The organism is Mycolicibacterium fluoranthenivorans (assembly GCF_011758805.1).
Lineage (GTDB): Bacteria > Actinomycetota > Actinomycetes > Mycobacteriales > Mycobacteriaceae > Mycobacterium > Mycobacterium fluoranthenivorans.
In genome coordinates this window covers 482385-500919 of record NZ_JAANOW010000001.1, presented here as the reverse complement: position 1 = coordinate 500919, position 18535 = coordinate 482385, and the positions used below count along the sequence as shown (strand labels likewise).

Sequence of the window (18535 nt, the reverse complement as noted above, 5' to 3'; positions counted from 1 at the left end):
TTAAGGAGCTGACGTGTTCGCCTGGTGGGGTCGAACGGTGTACCGATTCCGATACATAGTGATCGGTGTCATGGTCGCACTGTGCCTTGGTGGCGGCGTGTTCGGGGCGAGCCTCGGTCAGCATGTCACCCAGAGCGGTTTCTACAACGAGGGCAGCGAGTCGGTGCGAGCGTCGCTGCTCAGCGACGAGGTGTACGGCCGGGACCGCACCAGCCACGTCGTCGCGATCCTGACGCCGCCCGATGACAAGAAGGTCACCGACAAGGACTGGCAGAAGAAGGTCGTCGGTGAGCTGGACCAGGTGGTCAAGGACCATCCCGATCAGATCGTCGGTTGGGTGGGCTGGCTGAAGGCCCCCGACACCACCGATCCGACCGTCAGCCAGATGAAGACGCAGGATCTGCGGCACACCTTCGTCAGCATCCCGCTCAAGGGCGATGACGACGACACCATCCTGAAGAACTACCAGACCGTTCAGCCCGACCTCGAGAAGATCAACGGCGGCGATATCAAACTCGCCGGCCTGAATCCGCTGGCCAGCGAACTGACCGGCACCATCGGCACCGACCAGCAACGAGCCGAGGTCGTCATCATCCCGCTGGTGGCCGTGGTGCTGTTCTTCGTGTTCGGTGGCGCCGTCGCCGCGGCCCTGCCCGCCATCATCGGCGGCCTGACCATCGGTGGTGCGCTGGGCATCCTGCGGTTCACCGCCGAGTTCGGGCCCGTGCACTATTTCGCGCAACCCGTGGTGACGATGATGGGCTTCGGTATCGCCATCGACTACGGGCTGTTCATCGTCAGCCGATTCCGGGAGGAACTGGCCGAAGGCTATGACGTCGAGGCCGCGGTTCGAAGATCGGTGATGACCTCGGGCCGCACGGTCGCGTTCTCCGCGGTGATCATCGTCGCCTCCATCCTGCCGCTGCTGCTCATCCCGCTCGGCTTCCTGAAATCCATCACGTACGCGGTCATCGCGTCGGTGCTGCTGGCCGCGTTGCTGTCGATCAGCGTGCTGCCCGCCGTACTCGGCATCCTCGGCACCAATGTCGACGCCCTCGGCGTGCGCACCCTGCTGCGGGTGCCGTTCCTGGCGAACTGGCCGTTCTCCCGCAAGATCATCGACTGGTTCATCGAGAAGACCCAGAAGACCAAGACCCGCGAAGAGGTCGAGAAGGGCTTCTGGGGCCGGCTGGTCAATATGGTGATGAAGCGGCCCATCGCGTTCGCCGCCCCCATCCTCGTCCTGATGATCCTGCTGGTCATTCCCATCGGGCAGCTCGCGCTGGGTGGCCTCAGCGAGAAGTACCTGCCGCCGGACAACCCGGTGCGTAGTGCCCAGGAACAGTTCGACAAAGAGTTCTCCGGTTTCCGTACCGAACCGCTGACCCTGGTGATCCGTAGCGACAACGGCGAGCCGGTGACCGATCAGCAACTGGCCACGCTGCGGTCCGAGGCCCAGACGGTGTCCGGTTTCTCCGGCACCGACAACCCGTCGAAGATGTGGCAGGAACGCTCGGTGCAGGAGGGCGGGTCCAAGGACCCGTCGGTGCGGGTACTGCAGAACGGTCTGGTGAACAGCGGTGACGCCCCCAAGAAGATCGAGGAACTGCGGGCGCTGACGCCACCTCGCGGCACCACGGTGCTGGTGGGCGGCACGTCCGCGCTGGCACAGGACAGCATCACCACCCTGTTCGACAAACTGCCGCTGATCGCGGTGATCCTGGTGATCACGACGACCATCCTGATGTTCCTGGCGTTCGGTTCGATCGTGCTGCCGATCAAGGCGGCTTTGATGAGCGCCCTGACCCTGGGGTCCACGATGGGCATCCTGACCTGGATGTTCGTCGAGGGCGGCCACGGTTCGGGCTTGTTCAACTACACGCCACAGCCCCTCCTGGCGCCGATGATCGGCCTGATCATCGCGGTCATCTGGGGCCTGTCCACCGACTACGAGGTCTTCCTGGTGTCCCGGATGGTCGAGGCCCGCGAACGCGGCCTGTCCACCGCGGAGGCCATTCGGATCGGCACCGCCACCACCGGCCGGCTCATCACCGGCGCCGCGCTGGTGCTGGCCGTGGTCGTCGCCGCGTTCGCGTTCTCCGATCTGGTGGTGATGAAGTACCTGGCCTTCGGCCTGCTCATCGCGCTGCTGCTGGACGCCACCGTCATCCGGATGTTCCTGGTGCCGGCGATCATGAAGCTGCTGGGCGACGACTGCTGGTGGGCCCCGCAATGGATGAAGCGGGTCCAGCAGCGGATCGGGCTCGGCGAGGTCGAACTGCCCGACGAGCGCAAGCGCCCGACGGTCCGGGATTCCGGCGAGCCCGCAGCCGACCCGGCCGCTCTGGTCGGGGTCGGCGCACCGCTGCCGGCCCTGCCCGCCCACGATCCCACCCATCCGGCCGCACCGCCCGCACCACCGGCGGGCGGACGACCTCCGGTGCGCCCGGCCGGACCGTCGGCCGCGGGCACCACCCGGATTCCGACCACCGCGCCCGCCGCGCCCGAGCCGCCGACGACGCGGTTCGCCGCGCAGCCCGAGTCGCCCGCCACCGTGGCGATCGACGCGGCGCGTAACGCGGTCAACTCCGCCGGTACCCAGGCGCCGGCCGATCGGGCCCGCCGGGGTGAGCCGCGCGACAAGCGAGAGATCGAATCCTGGCTGGGTGATCTTCGCAGCGGCGGGCAGGAGCGAAGCGACCCGGGAAGACAGCTCAGCGGGAATACTTCACCCCCGCCACCGGCGCGCCCGTCGGCACAACCGACGGTCGCGATGGGCGATCCGGGTGGCAACGCACCGACGACCGCCATCCCCGCCCAGCGTGACGCCGACCCGGCCACCGAGAAGTTGGACACCTCCAAGGTGCGCGACAAAGCCGAAACCGGCGACGATGCACCGACCCGTCGCAGTGGCGGGCTCAGCGCCGCCGACCTGCTGCGGCGCGAGGGCAGGCTCTAACCGGACTCGTCCCCGGCCCCAGGATCGGGGTCGGGGTCCGGCCCCGCACCCGATTCGGCGGCCAGCAGGGCTTCCTCGGCGTCCGGATCCGGTGCCAGCAGCACCCGCACCGCGCTGTTGGTGACCGCCAGTGCCGGCACCGCGAGCAGGGCGCCGACGATGCCGGCCAGCACACCGCCCCCGGCGATGGCCAGCACCACGGCCAGGGGATGCAGCGACACCGCGCGACCCATCACGATCGGTTGCAGCACATGCGCTTCCAGCTGCTGTACGGCGATGATGAGGCCCAGCGTGATCAAGGCGTACACCCAGCCCTTGGCGATGAGCGCGACGACGACGGCGATCCCGCCGGTGAGCACCGCACCCACGAGCGGGATGAACGCACCGAGGAACACCAGCGAGGCCAGCGGTAGCGCCAGCGGCACCCCCATGATCGCCAGGCCGGTACCGATACCGATCGCATCGACAAGGGCCACCAGGCAGGTCGCCCGCACGTAGCCGATCAGCGAACGAAACCCGGCCCGCCCGGCGTCCCGGACCCGGTCGCGCACCGTCGTCGGGAAGATCCTGGTGATGAAGGCGAAGATGTCGCGACCGCCGTTGAGCAGGAAGATCAGGGTGAACAGCACCAGCAGGGCACCGGTCACGATCTCGGTGATGGTGCCCGCGGTGGACAGCGCCCCGCTGGTCAGCTTGGCCTGGTTCTCCCGCAGCGCGGTGATGACCGAGTCGCCGGCGTGGTCGATCTGATCCTTGCTCAGATGCGCGGGCCCCTCCACCAGCCAGACCCGCAACCCGTCGATACTGCGCGTCACCTGCTCGACGAGATCCGGTGCGCCACTGATGAATTGACTCACCACGAAGGTCAGGATGCCGCCGACGACGGCGATCGCGCCGAGGATCACCCCCGCCACCGCCGCCCCGCGCGGCACCCGGCGCGTGTGCAGGAGGTCGACCGCAGGCATCAGCAGCGCGGCCATCATGGCCGCCAATGCCACAGGCACGAAGATGAGCTCGAGGTGCGTCATCACCCACAGCGCCGCCATCACCGCCGCACCGATGACCAGCAACCGCCAGGACCAGGCAGCCGCCTTGCGGATCACGGGGCTCACCGACTCGTCGGCGAGCGGATCGGCGGTGAGTACACCAGGGGAGCGGGTCATGCCCGGTAGCGTAACGGCGCGGCGCGCCACGCAGGCGCACGTTTCCGCATGACATCGGCCGTTACCCTGGAGGCGTGTCGCATGACGACGCGCCGATGAGCAGCGACCACCACCAGGCCTCCCCACCCGATGGCCGTCGCCGCGGCAAGTACTGGTGGGTGCGCTGGGCCATCCTCGCAGTCGCCGTCATCGTGCTGACCGTGGAACTGGTCCTGGTCTGGGACCAGCTGGCCAAGGCGTGGAAGAGCCTGCTGTCGGCGAACGGATGGTGGGTGCTGGCGGCCGTCGCCGCGGCGATGGCCTCGATGCACAGTTTCGCCCAGATCCAGCGCACCCTGCTGCGTTCGGCCGGTGTGGAGGTCAGGCAGTGGCGGTCCGAGGCCGCGTTCTATGCGGGTAACGCGCTGTCCACGACCCTGCCCGGCGGCCCGGTGCTGTCGGCCACCTTCGTCTACCGCCAGCAGCGGATCTGGGGCGCGTCACCGATGGTGGCCTCGTGGCAGCTGGTGATGTCCGGGGTGCTTCAGGTGGTCGGCCTGGCACTGCTCGGCCTGGGCGGGGCATTCCTGCTCGGCGCCAGCAAGAACCCGCTGTCCCTGATCTTCACCTTGGGCGGGTTCGTCGCGCTGCTGGTGCTGGCGCAGACCGTCGCAGCCAATCCGCAACAGATCGACGGCATCGGCGTCCGGCTGTTGTCCCGGTTCAACGCGGTGCGGGGCAAACCCCTCGACACCGGATTGGCCGGCTGGCGCAGGATGCTCACACAGCTGGAATCGGTCAGTCTCAGCCGGCGGGCACTGACGAATGCGTTCAGTTGGTCGATGTTCAACTGGATCGCCGATGTCGCCTGCCTGGCGTTCGCCGCGTACGCCGCGGGCGGACACCCGTCGCTGGCCGGGCTGACGGTGGCCTACGCCGCGGCCCGTGCGGTCGGCTCGATCCCGCTGATGCCCGGCGGCCTGCTGGTGGTCGAGGCAGTCCTGGTACCCGGCCTGGTGTCCAGCGGAATGACGCTGGCCCAAGCCATTTCGGCAATGCTGATCTATCGCTTGGCCAGCTGGATCTTCATCTCCACGATCGGCTGGGTGATCTTCTTCTTCATGTTCCGCACCGAGGCGGACCTGGACCCAGACGCCGACCCGCACCGGGAACCCGAGCCGGACGACACTCGCGAAACCGCCACCGAAAGCCAGGACATGACCTTCACCCCCGATCCCGACAACACCCGCAACCCCGACTCATGACAGCTCTGATGCGTTGGGCCGCAGTTCTTTTCAGCACCGTCGTGGTGACGGCCGGCTGCACCGGCAGCACCGGCGAGACCACGCGTTCGGCCACGCCCACCAGCTCCACCTCCCCCGCCCCGGCCGGTGAGCCGGTCGCCACCCCGCTGCTGGCCCGTCCCGTCGCCGCCCCCATCCCGGTGCCGGGCACCGACGGGCGGACCCATCTGGCCTACGAGTTGCTGCTCACCAACGTCCTCAGTCAGGACGTCACCGTCTCGACGGTGACGGTGCAGGGTGGCGGCGCATCACTGCTGTCCCTTTCCGGTGACGCGCTGGCACATTGGACCCGGATACTGGGCGCCGCCGCGAAACCCACCACCACCATCGGCCCCGCGCAGACCGCGGCCGTGTGGATCGATGCCACGGTCGCCCCGGGAAATATCCCGACCCGACTCGACCACACGATCACCGTGGCGCTGAGCCAGCCCGCTCCCCCGTTGCTACCCCCGATCATGACCGAGACGGTGGCCCCGGTGACGGTGCAGACCCGCAAGCCGGTGCAGATCGCGCCTCCGCTGCGTGGACCGAAATGGCTGGACGCCAACGGATGTTGCGAGATGACGCCGCACCGGATGGCCCTCAACCCGCTCGACGGCCAGCTGTGGGCCGCCGAGCGGTTCGCCATCGACTACGTCCAGCTCGACCCCGGCTACCGGCTGCTCAACGGCCCCGCCGGCAAGCTGACCAGTTACCCGTACTTCGGCACCGATATCCACGCCGTCGCCGACGGACCCGTGGTCGCCGTCCTCGACGGCCTGCCCGAACAAGTGCCGGGGCAGACACCGACGGGGCTGCCCCTGGATCAGTACGCCGGTAATCACGTCGTCCAGGATCTCGGCAACGGCAACTATGCGCTGTATGCCCATCTGAAAACCGGGAGCGTGAAAGTCCAACCGGGACAACGGCTCACAAGCGGACAGGTGCTCGGCAGCCTGGGCAACACCGGCAATTCGGATGCACCACACCTGCACTTCCACGTGATGGACTCCCCCGATCCGCTGCGTTCGGACGGGCTGCCGTTCGTGTTCACCTCGTTTCGGCTGGACGCCCAGACCGCGAGCATCGACGTCTTCGACACCCTGATCGCGGGCAAGCCGGCGCCGTTGCGGCCCGGCTCGCACGCCCGTGACGAATCCGAGGTCACCCCATTGGTTTCCGATGTGATGGACTACTCCGGTGAATAAACGCAGCACCGTCCTGGCCGCCGTGACCGCCGATGTGGTGGCCGTCATCGTCTTCTGCGCGATAGGCCGGCGCAGCCACGCCGAGGGGGTGACGCTGGACGGGGTCGCCCAGACGGCGTGGCCGTTCCTCACCGGCACCCTCGTCGGCTGGCTGGCAGCGCGGGGCTGGCAGCGACCCACCGCGATCACCCCGACGGGCCTGATCATCTGGGTGTGCACCGTGGCGATCGGCATGGTGTTGCGCGAGGCCACCGCCGCCGGTACCGCGTTCAGCTTTGTGGTGGTTGCATCCCTGACGACCGCCATCCTGCTACTCGGCTGGCGCGCCGCCGCCAAGGTGGCGTCCCGGTCCTGACCGGCACGGTGGCGTCCGGGTCCACCGGAGCCGAGATGGCGATGGTCAGCGTCGCACGCAGGCCGCCCAACGGACTGTCGGCGAGATCGAGTTCGCCCCCGTGCAGATCGGCCTGCTGGGTGACCAGCGCCAGCCCCAGGCCGGAACCGCCGGGCGCGGCCGTACTGCCGCGGGCGAACCGGCCCAGCACGATGTCCCGTTCGTCGGCCGGCACGCCTGCGCCGTCGTCGTCGACGATGATGTCGATGGTGTGGGACCGGCGATGTCCGGTCAGCACGACATGCTCGGCACCACCGTGGGTCGCCGCGTTGCGCACCAGGTTGTCCACCGCCAGGCGCAGACCGCCGGGCCAGCCCCACACGGTGCCCAGGTCGTCATCCGCCTCCACGGTGATCTCGACCGCGCTGCCGGTGCGCCGGTTCTCCCGCGCCACCCGGTCGAGCAGGTCGGTGACATCGATCGGCTCCCGGTCCTCGACCTGTGCGAGTTGGCCGGAGGCCAGTTGTCCCAGCGCGGTGATGGTGGCCTCGACGCGCAGCTGCGCCCGCAGCAGGTCGGCGACGACCTCGTCGCGCTCCTCGTCGGGCAGGTTGTGGATGCGCAGCGTGTCCAGGTCGGCGCGCATCGCCGTCAGCGGGGTGCGCAGTTCGTGGGCGGCGTTGGCCGCGAAATCCTGGGCGGCCTGAAGGGAATTCGTGGTCGCCTGTTGGGCGGCGGCCAGCCGGCGCAGCATTCCGGCCATCGCATCGGAGAGTTCCTCGGCCTCCCGCGCGCCGGTGACCGCCGGCATCTGTTCGCTGCCACCACCCAGTCGCGTGGTCTGCTCGGTGAGCTTGCGCAGCGGCCGTACCGCCGGGCCGGCCAGCAGCCAGCCCAGCCCGCCCGCGACGATCACGGTGAACACCCCGACCGCGGTGTAGAACGGGATCCTGGCCCGGTTCAGCAGGATGCTGTCGGCCCGGATCCCGATGGACACCAACACATTTCCGGCCTGTTGGGTCATCTTGATGGTGCGCACCCGGTAGTCCACGCCGTTGACCACGACGGTGTCGGTGCCGGGCGACAACGACGGCAACTGGAAGCCGCGTTGGAAGACCACCTGGCCGGTGGACATCGATCGGCCGGTGGTGAGCACGCCACGCTTGGGGTCGGCCAGCTGCTCGGGAAACATGCTCGCCTCGACGATCGAATCCAGCCGCCGGTCCAACTGCGCATCGTCATTGCTGGCCAGCACCACCGAGGTGAGGATGGTGAATCCGGCGACGACGGCGGCCGCGGCGACCGCCGAGGCCAGCGCCACCCGGGTGCGCAGCGATGCGGACCGACCGAAACGGGACAGCCGCACGCGCTACGCCTCCTCCCGCAGGACGTACCCGATCCCGCGGACCGTGTGGATGACCCGAGGATGGCCGTCGCGCTCGAGTTTGCGCCGAAGATAGGACACGAACACGTCGGCGACGTTGGTGTCCACGTCGAAGTCGTATCCCCACACCAGTTCCAGCAGCCGCTGCCGGGAGAGCACCACGCCCGCGTTCTCGGCGAGAACCGCGAGCAGATCGAATTCGCGCTTGGTCAGGTCCGCGCGATCGCCGTCGACGAAGACCAACCGCCGGGCGGTGTCTATGGTCAGTGGACCCACCGACATGGTGTCCGACGGCCGGTCGGAATGACCGGCCCGGCGCAACAGCGCGTGCAGCCGCGCCACCAGCTCACCCAGATCGAATGGTTTGGTCAGGTAGTCATCCGCGCCGGCCTCCAGGCCGGCGATCCGGTTGTTGACGGTGTCCCGCGCCGAGAGCACACAGATCGGGATGTCGTTACCCAGTGCGCGCAACGCCGTGACCACGGCGACCCCGTCGAGTTCGGGCATCTGCACGTCCAGCACGAGCGCGTCATGCGCTTCGGTGGACAACAGGCGCAGCGCCTCCTTGCCGTTGGCCGCGACCCGGACGTCGAACCCCGAATGCCGTAGCCCGCGAGCTACCGACGTTCGTACGTCCGGGTCGTCGTCGACCATGAGCACCATTCGACCGGTGCTCTCCGAGGAGACTGAGTCGAGGGCGCCAGGCACGCTACCTACGGTATGGCAGGCGCCGGTCCGGCGCCGCAGCGGTTCTTGAGATCCACCAGCGGCTGACGGATACCGGTCAGCTCCGCCTTGGTCTGCGGGTTCTGGTCCAGGTACTCGGTCACCTTGGCGCGGACCTGGTCGCGGGGCAGGCCCTCGAGGCTGGTGAAGAACCAGTTCACATCCGGGTGGGTGAAGAGGTACGCGGAGGTCCCCGCGGAGACTCCGGCGGCCACCTGAGCCAGGTCGCCGGCAGTGCAGTTGGGCGGATTGTTGGCGGGATCGTCAGCATGGGCTACCGAGATGGCCGACGAAAAAGCCCCGAACAACATCGCACCGGCGAGTGCGCCGGTGCCTACCGCGCCAGCAACCGCACGCCGCGCAGCACGAGCCGAGAGCAACATGGTCAAGCTCCTTACCGAATTCTGCATGTTCACCTGTGTCGGTAACCGTGTTCGGTGACCGACACCAAGAAGCTAAGCAGAATCCCGAGGGAGTTTCGCGGCTTGCTGACAACGAATCGTCAGAAACCACGAATTCCCAGGTCGCACCGCCGACTCAGCGGGTGCGCACGGGTCGCCCGGGCTACCGGGAAGCGATGGTGGCAGGCCCGGGCAGCGGTCCGGAACCCGATCCACCCGCCGCCGACGGCGCCGTGGCGGCCGGCATGGTGGCCACCGGGGTCCCTGCGGCACCGAGCGACTGTGCCGGAGCCAGGGTTGCCGGCAAACCTCCCGGGGTGGCGGGGGACGTTCCTGGGGAGGCGTTCTGGGCCGCCTGCATCAGGCCCAGCAGCTGCGGCATCGTGATCGGCAGCCGGCACTGGGTGGACAGCGACACCAACGGCTGTTGCAACTGCTGCATATCCTTGCCGGCCTGCGGGTTGGCGTCGAAGTACGTCTTGGTCGCGGCGAGCGACTGGGGCCCGGCAGGCTGTTGCGCGATCGTCGTCAGCGCCTGGTTGGTCTCGGGGTGAGCGTCGAGGTACGTCCCCGTCGAGTTCGCCACCGAGCCGATGGTCTTGGCGATCTGGCTGGCCGCGCACGGATCGGGTGCCGCGGTGGCGGCCGGGGTGAGCAAACCCACCGCCACCCCACCACCGAGCGCACTCACAGCGAACGCTCCGAACAGGGCACGACGTAGGGAGCGCGGGGCTCGGAACGTCATCGTCATGGGTCACTCCTTCACGGTGACGACTGCGATGCCGGTCGCGCAGCGGTGATGACCGGCGTTTTCCGCAGACTTTCGGGCCCCCGACCCGGAAACTCCTCCGCCATGATGCCATTCCCCGCCGACCGCGGGAAATCGGCGCAGCAAACTTTCAGCTGAGGGTGGCGCATACCGGCCCGGCCGGTGCACCGTGACCCGCTCCACACCGTGGGGACACCGGACAGCCCAGTCCCACGTCAGAGCCCGTGCGCAGCCGCACCCGCTGTTCACAGCGGGTCACGAGCGGGTTCAGGGCAGGTCAGGACACAGCGTGCTGCGGTAGGCTCCGGGCTACCAGCGGCGGGGAGAGAGGCGGAGGCTCGCCATCCAGCAGTTCATGTTGCGCTTGAGTAGCGGCCTGCGCAGATATCGCTGGGCGGTGTTTGTCGCATGGCTGCTGCTGCTCGTGCCCTCGGTCTATCTCGCGATGAGCCAGTCGGACAATCTCACCGGCGGCGGTTTCGAGGTGTCCGGATCGCAATCGCTCTACGTCCAGCGCCAGCTCGAAGCGCAGTTCCCCGAACAGGGCGCGTCGCCATTGGCACTGGTCGCGGTGCCGCGGGCGGACGCGTCGTTCGAGGATATGAACGCGGCCGTGGCCGATCTGCAGCGCATCGCCGCCGAGGTGCCCGGGGTGAAGGTCGTCCCGCCTGTCGCCGCCGCCGCCGGCGGCCGGCAACAGCCACCACCCGCCCCGGACCGGCCCTACGTCGTCACCCTGCAGCTGGATTTCAACAACAGCGGCGCCGTCGACATCGCCAAGCAACTACGCACCAAGGTCGGCATCGTCGGGGATCAGGCCGGGCAGACCCAGGATGGCAAGGTCCGGCTGTACGTCATCGGCCAGGGCGCCCTCGGCGCGGCGGCCCAGACCGCCACCAAACACGACATCGCCCAGGCCGAACAGTGGAACCTGCCCGTCGTGCTGATCGTGCTGCTGGCGGTGTTCGGGTCGCTGGCCGCCGCGGCGATGCCCATGTTGCTCGCGGTGTGCACCGTCGTGGTGACGATGGGCGTCGTCTTCTTGCTGTCGATGGTGTCGACCATGTCGGTGTTCGTCACCTCGACGGTGTCCATGTTCGGCATCGCGCTGGCGGTCGACTACTCCCTGTTCATCCTGATGCGGTTCCGGGAAGAGCTGCGCGCCGGCCGCGACCCTGCCCAGGCCACCGATGCCGCGATGGCCACCTCCGGCCTGGCCGTGGTGCTGTCCGGGCTCACCGTCATCGCCTCGGTCACCGGTATCTATCTGATCGGGACCCCGGTACTGCGCTCGATGGCCACCGGCGCGATCCTCACGGTCGCCATCGCGGTGCTCACCTCGACCACCCTGACCCCGGCGGTGCTGGCCACGTTCGGCCGGGCCGCGGCCAAACGGTCGGCGCTGCTGCACTGGTCGCGACGGGCCGACACCACCCAGTCCCGGTTCTGGACCCGGTGGATCGGCTGGGTCATGCACCGGCCCTGGCTGTCGGCGCTGCTGGCGTCGATCCTGCTGCTCGCCATGGCCGCACCGGCCTTCGCGATGTCGCTGGGCAACAGCATGCTGCGCCAGTTCGACCCCAGCCACGAGATCCGCGGCGGCGTCAACGCGGCCGCCGAAGCGCTGGGGCCGGGTGCACTCGGGCCGATCCGGATCCTGGTGACCTTCCCGACGGGCGATGCCGACGCGCCCCAGTCGGCGCCCGTGCTGGACGCCATCCACACCAGGATCACCCAGGCACCCGATGTCGCGACGGTGTCGCCGCCGGTGTTCGGCAAGGACAACCGCAACGCCCTGATGTCGGCGGTGCTGTCGGTGGACCCGGAGGACCTCGGGGCACGCAGGACGGTGGACTGGCTGCGCGCCGAACTGCCGAAGCTGCAGACCGACGGTGTGCGGGTCGATGTCGGCGGCCCCACCGCGTTGATCAAGGACTTCGACGATCAGGTCTCGGCCATGCAGCCGTGGGTCTTCGTGTTCGTCTGCGTGATCGCGTTCGTGATGCTGCTCATCTCGATCCGGTCGGTGTTCCTGGCCCTCAAGGGCGTGCTGATGACGGTGCTGTCGGTGGCCGCGGCGTACGGCAGCCTGGTGATGGTCTTCGAATGGGGCTGGCTGGAGGACCTCGGGTTCGCACCGCTGGCATCGCTGGACAGCACCATCCCGCCGCTGGTGCTGGCGATGACGTTCGGCCTGTCGATGGACTACGAGATCTTCCTGCTGACCCGCATCCGGGAGCGGTTCCTGCAGACCAACAACACCCGCGACGCGGTCGCCTATGGGGTGAGCACCAGTGCGCGCACCATCACCAGCGCGGCGCTGATCATGATCGCGGTGTTCATCGGTTTCGCGTTCGCCGGCATGCCGCTGGTCGCCCAACTCGGTGTCGCGTGCGCGACGGCGATCGCGGTGGACGCCACGGTGGTGCGGTTGGTGCTGGTGCCCGCGTTGATGGCGATGTTCGATCAGTGGAACTGGTGGTTGCCGGCCTGGCTGGACCGCATCCTGCCGTCGGTGGACTTCGAGAAGCCGCTCCCCAAGATCGATATCGGCGACCTGGTCCTCATCCCGGATGACATCTCCGGTCTGGTCGCCCCCGGCGGAGATCTACGCGTGGTGATGAAATCCTCGGCCAGACTCAAAACCCTTGCGCCGCAGTCGATCATCGTCGCCGATCCGTTGGTGTTCAATGGTTGCCGGCCGCGGGTGGCCCAGCTCGCGGGCGCACGCCGGTTCGCCGGCGTCGGTGCCGGTCGTGCCGGCGGCGGCGCCACCGGCGTGACGCAGACCGTCACCAAGCCGGTGCACCCGGTCACGATGTGGCGCGGCCGGCTCGCGGTGGCCCTGGACGCGCTGGAGATCGCCTCGGGCGCCGAGCGCTCGCCCGCGGAGCGGCTCGCCCGCAACGACTTCGCGCCGATGGAGACCACCAACGTCCAGCTGCCCACCGGGGACCGCCTGTTGATACCGACCGGCGCCGAGACGCTGCGTCTCAAGGGCTACCTGATCATGGCCCGCAACAGCGCCAAGGACTACGCGGATTTCGCCGGTATGGCCACATCGATGGACACCGAGACAGCGGCTTCGGTGCTGGCCGGGATGGACCGGTACTACTGTGGACAGCACCCGCGGTCGCAGTGGGTGGCCACTCAGCTGATCAGGCGGCTGGCCGACCCGCGCCCAGAGGACGACCCGGCCGACGCGTTCGCATCGGCCGATACCGATTGGCCCACGGTCCGGCGGATTTGCCTGTCCGTCGCCGTGGCGATGCTCGAGGAGACGAGGTGACGGTGGCCGCGAAGCCCGCGCAGACCTCGGTGCCCACCGGGGACCGTCCGGTGGAATTCTGGCCGACCTCGGCAATCCGCGCGGCCCTGGACAACGACGATCTGTCGGTGTGGCAGCGCATCGCCACCGCGATCAAACGCGATCCGTTCGGCCGGACCGCGCGCCAGGTCGAAGAGGTGCTCGAAACCGCACAGCCCTACGGTGTTTCAGCGGCGCTGGCGGAGGTCCTGGACAAGGCGCGGGCCCACCTGGAGGCCACCGAGCGCGCCGAGGTCACCCACCATGTCCGGCTGCTGTTGGAGCGCTCCGGGCTCAAGCCGCACGAGTTCGCGTCCCGCATCGGCGTGCCCGCCGACGAGTTCACCCGATTTCTCGACGGCACCACCAGCCCGGCGGCGTCGATGATGGTCCGGATGCGCCGGCTCTCGGATCGGTTCGCCAAGCTCCGAGCTCAGCGCGACGCGCAGTAGCGACCGCCTGCGTCGTCAGTGCGCGTTGATCGGCGTCACGTCGGCGACCAGCCACTTGCCGCCCTGCTTGGTCAGCACCACCCGCAGGGCCAGCACCGCGATATCGGTGGGTTTACCCGGTGCGTTCTGGGTGCCTCGCATCACCACCGCCACGCTCGCATCGGACGGGCCGATCGCCTCCACCCCCGCCGAGACGGTCTGCGCCTGGCCCGAGACGTTGCGACTGGTCAGGTCTTTCACGACCGCCGAGAATTCGCTCCGATAGGACTCCGCCCGGTCGGGTGTCATCAAAGCGGTGGCCCGGTCGATCGACGCGTTGGGACTGCTCGGGGTGAACGTGGCCGAGGCCTCGGCCACGCTGCTGGCGATCCCCACCACCTCGGCGCTGTCGTTGTGCAGATTGCGGTCGGGCACCGTCCACCGCGCGTATCCGACGCATACCGCGGCCGCCAAGGTCACGGCCGCGACCGCCGCCACCGCCAACCGCAGCGCCGGGCCGTCGTCATCGGTGCCGAGGGTGACCCCGTCGCGCCGGAACAGCACGGCGTTGACCACCACGCCCTCGACGATCAGCAGGCACAGCACCGAACACACCGACACCCACCACAGGGGCCAGGCCAGTGCGGCGCCGACGTAGAGCAGCGCGACGATCGCCGCGAGCGGGGCGAGGACATCGAAGAACAGCACGCGCAACCGGTTGCTCATCGAATGGTCTCCAGCCGCGAGATCAGCAGCCGGCCGTCCACATCGGAGACCCCGAGCCGCAGGTTCCACCGCACCGTCTGGGGTTTGCCACCGGCATTCTGGCTCACCGAGGTCGCCACCACCAGCACGGTGTCGGTGCGCGACGCCACCGCGGAGAGCTCCGGCTGGTCGGCGGCGGGTTTGTCACCCTCGCCCGGCTGGTGGTGCAGCGTCTCGATGGACACCGACTCGACCTGGCCGACGGTCTGCGCCTTCAGCTTGGCCACGATCTCCTTGAACGGCTCGACGGTCTGGTCGAACTCGACGTTGAGCTGGCCGACGGTGCCGTCGCGCAGCTTCTGCAGGTTGCCTGCCACGGTGTCGGGGTTCATGGTGACCAGCCCGCCGGTCCAGTCCGCCGCGGTCTGCAGTACCCGGGTGCGATAGGCCAGTTCCTCGGCGTCGCGGTGGTGTCCGGACCAGATCATCGCGGCCAGTACGGCGGCCGCCACCGCGATCACGCCGAACACGGCGGAGGCGACGCCGTAGCGGCTGATGGTCGGCGTCGGCTCCGGCGGCTCTTCAGTGAGCTGGTCAGGCATGGCCGTGAGGCTACCTGCCCCGTTGCTGGGGTCATCTTCTGGCAGGATGCGAGAGTGACATCAGATACTTCCCGGGTCGCTCCGCCACTGCCCTGCGCCGAAGCCATTCCATCCGGTATCGACCTCAGCTTCGTCGACCGCGGGGTCCGCCCGCAGGACGACCTGTTCGGTCATGTCAACGGCCGCTGGCTGGCCGACTACGAGATTCCGGCCGACCGGGCCACCGACGGCGCCTTCCGTACCCTGGCCGACCGCGCCGAGGAGCATGTGCGTGACCTCATCACCGAGGCCGCCCAGTCCGGCGGGGCCGGGGACGCGCAACGGATAGGCGACCTGTACGCCAGCTTCATGGACACCGAGACCGTCGACCGGCGCGGGCTGGCACCGTTGCGTGACGAACTCGCCCTGATCGACGCCGCCGCCGATGCCGACGCACTGGCCGCGGTGCTGGCCGGCCTGCAGCGCACCGGCGTGAGCGGTGGCACCGGCGTGTACGTCGACACCGATTCCAAGGACTCGACGCGCTACCTGCTGCACCTGTCCCAGTCCGGGCTGGGCCTGCCCGACGAGTCCTACTACCGCGATCCGCAGCATGCCGCGATCCTGGACGCCTACCCCGCCCATATCGCCCGCATGCTCGAGCTGGTGGATCAGAAGGATCACGCCGACACCGCGGCGCGCATCGTGGCGTTGGAGACCAAACTGGCCGCCGCACACTGGGATGTGGTGAAGCGCCGTGACGCCGACCTCACCTACAACCTGCGTACCTTCGCCGAACTGCCCAGCGAGGCACCGGGATTCGACTGGGCGGGCTGGGTCGGCGCACTGGGGGCCGACCCTGCTCAGGTGGTGGTGCGCCAGCCCGACTTCCTGACCGCGTTCGCCGCGCTGTGGTCGAGCGAGCCGCTGGCCGACTGGAAGGCCTGGCTGAGCTGGCGACTCATCAGTTCGCGTGCCTCGCTTCTGCCCGACGCGCTGGTCGAGGAGAACTTCGACTTCTACGGTCGTACCCTGTCGGGCACCCAGGCCATCCGGGACCGGTGGAAGCGCGGGGTGGCCCTGGTCGAGAACCTGATGGGCGATGCGGTCGGAAAGCTCTACGTGGAGCGCCATTTCCCGCCCGCCGCGAAGGCGCGGATGGACGAGCTGGTCGCCAACCTGCGGGAGGCCTACCGGGTCAGCATCACCAACCTGGACTGGATGACGCCGGAGACCCGGGAGCGCGCCCTGGCCAAGCTGGACAAGTTCACCCCGAAGATCGGCTACCCGGCCCGGTGGCGCGACTATTCGGCGCTGGTGATCGACCGCGGCGACCTGTACGGCAACTATCAGCGCGGCTACGCCGTGGAGTATGACCGGGAGCTGGCCAAGCTGGGCGGTCCGGTGGATCGCGACGAGTGGTTCATGACGCCGCAGACCGTCAACGCCTACTACAACCCCGGGATGAACGAGATCGTCTTCCCGGCTGCCATTCTGCAGCCGCCGTTCTTCGATGCCGAGGCCGACGATGCCGCCAACTACGGCGGGATCGGCGCGGTGATCGGGCATGAGATCGGGCACGGTTTCGACGACCAAGGCGCCAAGTACGACGGTGACGGCAACCTGGTGGACTGGTGGACCGATAGTGATCGCGCCGAATTCGGCGCGCGGACAAAGGCTTTGATCGAGCAGTACGAGGAGTTCACGCCACGTGCGCTGGCCCCGGATCACCATGTGAACGGCGCATTCACCGTCGGGGAGAACATCGGCGACCTGGGCGGTCTGTCCATCGCCCTGCTGGCCTACGAACTGTCCCTCGGCGGCAAAGAAGCTCCGGTGATCGACGGCCTGACCGGCGTGCAGCGGGTGCTGTTCGGCTGGGCACAGGTCTGGCGCACGAAATCCCGTGACGCCGAGGCGATCCGCCGGCTGGCCACCGATCCACACTCGCCGCCGGAGTTCCGCTGCAACGGCGTCATCCGCAATATCGACGCGTTCTACGATGCGTTCGAGGTGACCGACTCCGACGAGCTGTATCTGGAGCCGGCCGCCCGCGTGCGCATCTGGAACTAGATTGCGCGGTTAGAACATCTGCCAGTCGGACGCACCGTCGGGTGCGTTGTAGGTGCCCTTTGAGTTCTTCACCACGACGGCGTCACCGCTGCCGAAGTTGTCGTAGAACCACTGGGCGTTGGCCGCACTGAGGTTGATGCAACCGTGGCTGACATTGCGCTTGCCCTGATCGGCGACCGACCACGGGGCGCTGTGCACGAAGATGCCGCTGTTGTCGATGCGGACCGCGTCCTGCACGTGCAGCTTGTATCCCTCCGCGGAGTTCACCGGCACACCGTAGGTGGAGGAGTCCATGATGATGTCCGGGAACTTCTCCAGCACGTAATAGGTGCCGTTCTTGGTCTCGTGTTTACCGTCGGGCCGGCCCATCGAGACCGGGAACGTCTTCTCCACCTTGCCGTTACGGGTGACGGTCATGGTGTGGGTGGCGTCGTCGACGGTCGCGATGAGCTGTTCGGGCACCCGGAAGCTCGACTTGGTGCCCCCGGCATCGATGTTGACGACGGTGCCTGCCGGCCAGAAGGCCAGCGGCCGCCAGCGCAGCTGGGTGTCGGTGGTCCAGTAGAACCGGCCCGGCACCGGCGGGACCGATGAGATGTGGACCGCGTCCTGGGCCATCTGCCGGTCGGCGATCGGCCGCGCGAAGTTGATGTAGATCGGCTTGGCGGCTCCGGCGATCGCCCCGTTGGTGGGGTTGAACGTCGGCGGCGCGAACACCGGCTGGCCCGTGTACGGAGTCGGGTTCTGCCCGGCGGGGGTGCCCGCGGGAATCACCCCGGGGGGCGCCATCGGGTCGACGGGGGCGGCCAGCGGATCGGCCGGCGGCGGGGCCAGCGGATCGACGGGCGGCGGTGCGGGCGGATCGACCGGGGCCGGCGGGACAGGATTGGCCGGGAACGCGAACGGGTCCGGCGGTGCCGGCGCGGGTGGGGCGTCGACGACGCCGGGGTCGGGTGCGACTTCGGGATCCGCCCAGGCAGACGGGCTGCTCATACAGAATCCTGCGACCACTCCGGTCACCAGGATCGCGCCGGCGAGCTTGCGTCTCGTCTGCTGCGACATGCGTTACCTCCAGTACATTTCTGCAAACCAGTGTGGCATAGCGCCAAGACCCCATTAACCCTGGCGAGGCCGGGCAGACCCCTCATCTCCACCCGGCCGACGCCACTGACCTGGGGTTTAATCGGCAGCCCGGCGTCGGCCGTTACAAAGTGTGATGTTTGCGCAGGTCG

At 68.5% G+C, this 18535-nt stretch carries 15 protein-coding genes; 7 read left to right on the top strand and 8 right to left on the bottom strand.

Features of this window, described 5'->3' with window-relative positions:
* The first annotated feature begins 13 nt into the window (after window positions 1-13).
* A complete protein-coding gene (gene mmpL3, locus FHU31_RS02440) occupies window positions 14-2959 on the top strand; it encodes a trehalose monomycolate exporter MmpL3 (RefSeq protein WP_167155464.1) in 2946 nt (981 codons plus the stop codon).
* On the opposite strand, the gene FHU31_RS02435 is transcribed toward mmpL3, so the two are convergent.
* Window positions 2956-4122 carry an AI-2E family transporter gene (locus FHU31_RS02435; protein ID WP_167155461.1) on the bottom strand — a complete coding sequence of 389 codons (1167 nt, stop codon included), beginning with the start codon at window positions 4120-4122 and terminating at the stop codon, window positions 2956-2958. The genes mmpL3 and FHU31_RS02435 overlap by 4 nt on opposite strands.
* Window positions 4123-4196: 74 nt before the next feature.
* Between FHU31_RS02435 and FHU31_RS02430 the strand changes: the two genes are divergently transcribed.
* Genes FHU31_RS02430 through FHU31_RS02420 form a run of 3 tightly spaced genes read left to right on the top strand, consistent with a single transcriptional unit; the run spans window position 4197 to window position 6947 of the window.
* On the top strand, window positions 4197-5366 hold the full coding sequence (locus FHU31_RS02430; protein WP_409371260.1) for a lysylphosphatidylglycerol synthase transmembrane domain-containing protein: 1170 nt from the start codon (window positions 4197-4199) through the stop codon (window positions 5364-5366).
* Window positions 5363-6592 carry a M23 family metallopeptidase gene (locus tag FHU31_RS02425; protein ID WP_234901123.1) on the top strand — a complete coding sequence of 410 codons (1230 nt, stop codon included), beginning with the start codon at window positions 5363-5365 and terminating at the stop codon, window positions 6590-6592. Before FHU31_RS02430 ends, FHU31_RS02425 begins: the two co-directional genes overlap by 4 nt.
* A complete protein-coding gene (locus FHU31_RS02420) occupies window positions 6585-6947 on the top strand; it encodes a DUF3054 domain-containing protein (RefSeq protein ID WP_167155458.1) in 363 nt (120 codons plus the stop codon). The genes FHU31_RS02425 and FHU31_RS02420 overlap by 8 nt, the downstream gene beginning before the upstream one ends.
* Here FHU31_RS02420 and FHU31_RS02415 read toward each other — a convergent pair.
* From FHU31_RS02415 to FHU31_RS02400, 4 genes are all read right to left on the bottom strand, one after another.
* Complete coding sequence (locus FHU31_RS02415) at window positions 6862-8292, bottom strand: sensor histidine kinase (RefSeq protein WP_167155455.1); 1431 nt, start codon at window positions 8290-8292, stop codon at window positions 6862-6864. The two genes, FHU31_RS02420 and FHU31_RS02415, sit on opposite strands and share 86 nt — an antisense overlap.
* A 3-nt stretch (window positions 8293-8295) precedes the next feature.
* Window positions 8296-8973, bottom strand: coding sequence for a response regulator transcription factor (locus FHU31_RS02410; RefSeq protein ID WP_167160527.1), 678 nt, complete (start codon window positions 8971-8973; stop codon window positions 8296-8298).
* Window positions 8974-9023: 50 nt separating this feature from the next.
* Window positions 9024-9419 (bottom strand): heme-binding protein, encoded by a 396-nt coding sequence (locus FHU31_RS02405; RefSeq protein ID WP_167155453.1) that lies wholly within the window; start codon window positions 9417-9419, stop codon window positions 9024-9026.
* Window positions 9420-9600: 181 nt separating this feature from the next.
* Entirely contained in the window at window positions 9601-10188 is a 588-nt protein-coding gene (locus tag FHU31_RS02400; RefSeq protein ID WP_208410117.1) for a hemophore, read from the bottom strand.
* 373 nt (window positions 10189-10561) lie between these two features.
* On the opposite strand from FHU31_RS02400, the gene FHU31_RS02395 reads away from it, so the two are divergent.
* Together FHU31_RS02395 and FHU31_RS02390 are read left to right on the top strand one after the other, a co-directional pair.
* Window positions 10562-13495, top strand: a complete 2934-nt coding sequence (locus tag FHU31_RS02395) for an MMPL family transporter (protein ID WP_167155450.1) — start codon at window positions 10562-10564, stop codon at window positions 13493-13495.
* The gene (locus FHU31_RS02390) at window positions 13492-13965 is read left to right on the top strand and encodes an XRE family transcriptional regulator (RefSeq protein WP_263988190.1); all 474 of its coding nucleotides are present in this window, start codon (window positions 13492-13494) and stop codon (window positions 13963-13965) included. Before FHU31_RS02395 ends, FHU31_RS02390 begins: the two co-directional genes overlap by 4 nt.
* Window positions 13966-13980: 15 nt before the next feature.
* Here the strand turns inward: FHU31_RS02390 and FHU31_RS02385 are convergent, their stop codons facing one another.
* Window positions 13981-14670, bottom strand: coding sequence for a hypothetical protein (locus tag FHU31_RS02385; RefSeq protein WP_167155447.1), 690 nt, complete (start codon window positions 14668-14670; stop codon window positions 13981-13983).
* A complete protein-coding gene (locus FHU31_RS02380) occupies window positions 14667-15251 on the bottom strand; it encodes a hypothetical protein (RefSeq protein WP_167155444.1) in 585 nt (194 codons plus the stop codon). The genes FHU31_RS02385 and FHU31_RS02380 overlap by 4 nt, the downstream gene beginning before the upstream one ends.
* 54 nt (window positions 15252-15305) lie before the next feature.
* Here FHU31_RS02380 and FHU31_RS02375 point away from each other — a divergent pair, with 54 nt between their 5' ends.
* Complete coding sequence (locus FHU31_RS02375; protein WP_308206777.1) at window positions 15306-17303, top strand: M13 family metallopeptidase; 1998 nt, start codon at window positions 15306-15308, stop codon at window positions 17301-17303.
* Between the two features lie 9 nt (window positions 17304-17312).
* On the opposite strand, the gene FHU31_RS02370 is transcribed toward FHU31_RS02375, so the two are convergent.
* Window positions 17313-18365, bottom strand: a complete 1053-nt coding sequence (locus FHU31_RS02370; RefSeq protein ID WP_167155441.1) for a L,D-transpeptidase — start codon at window positions 18363-18365, stop codon at window positions 17313-17315.
* Window positions 18366-18535 lie beyond the last annotated feature (170 nt).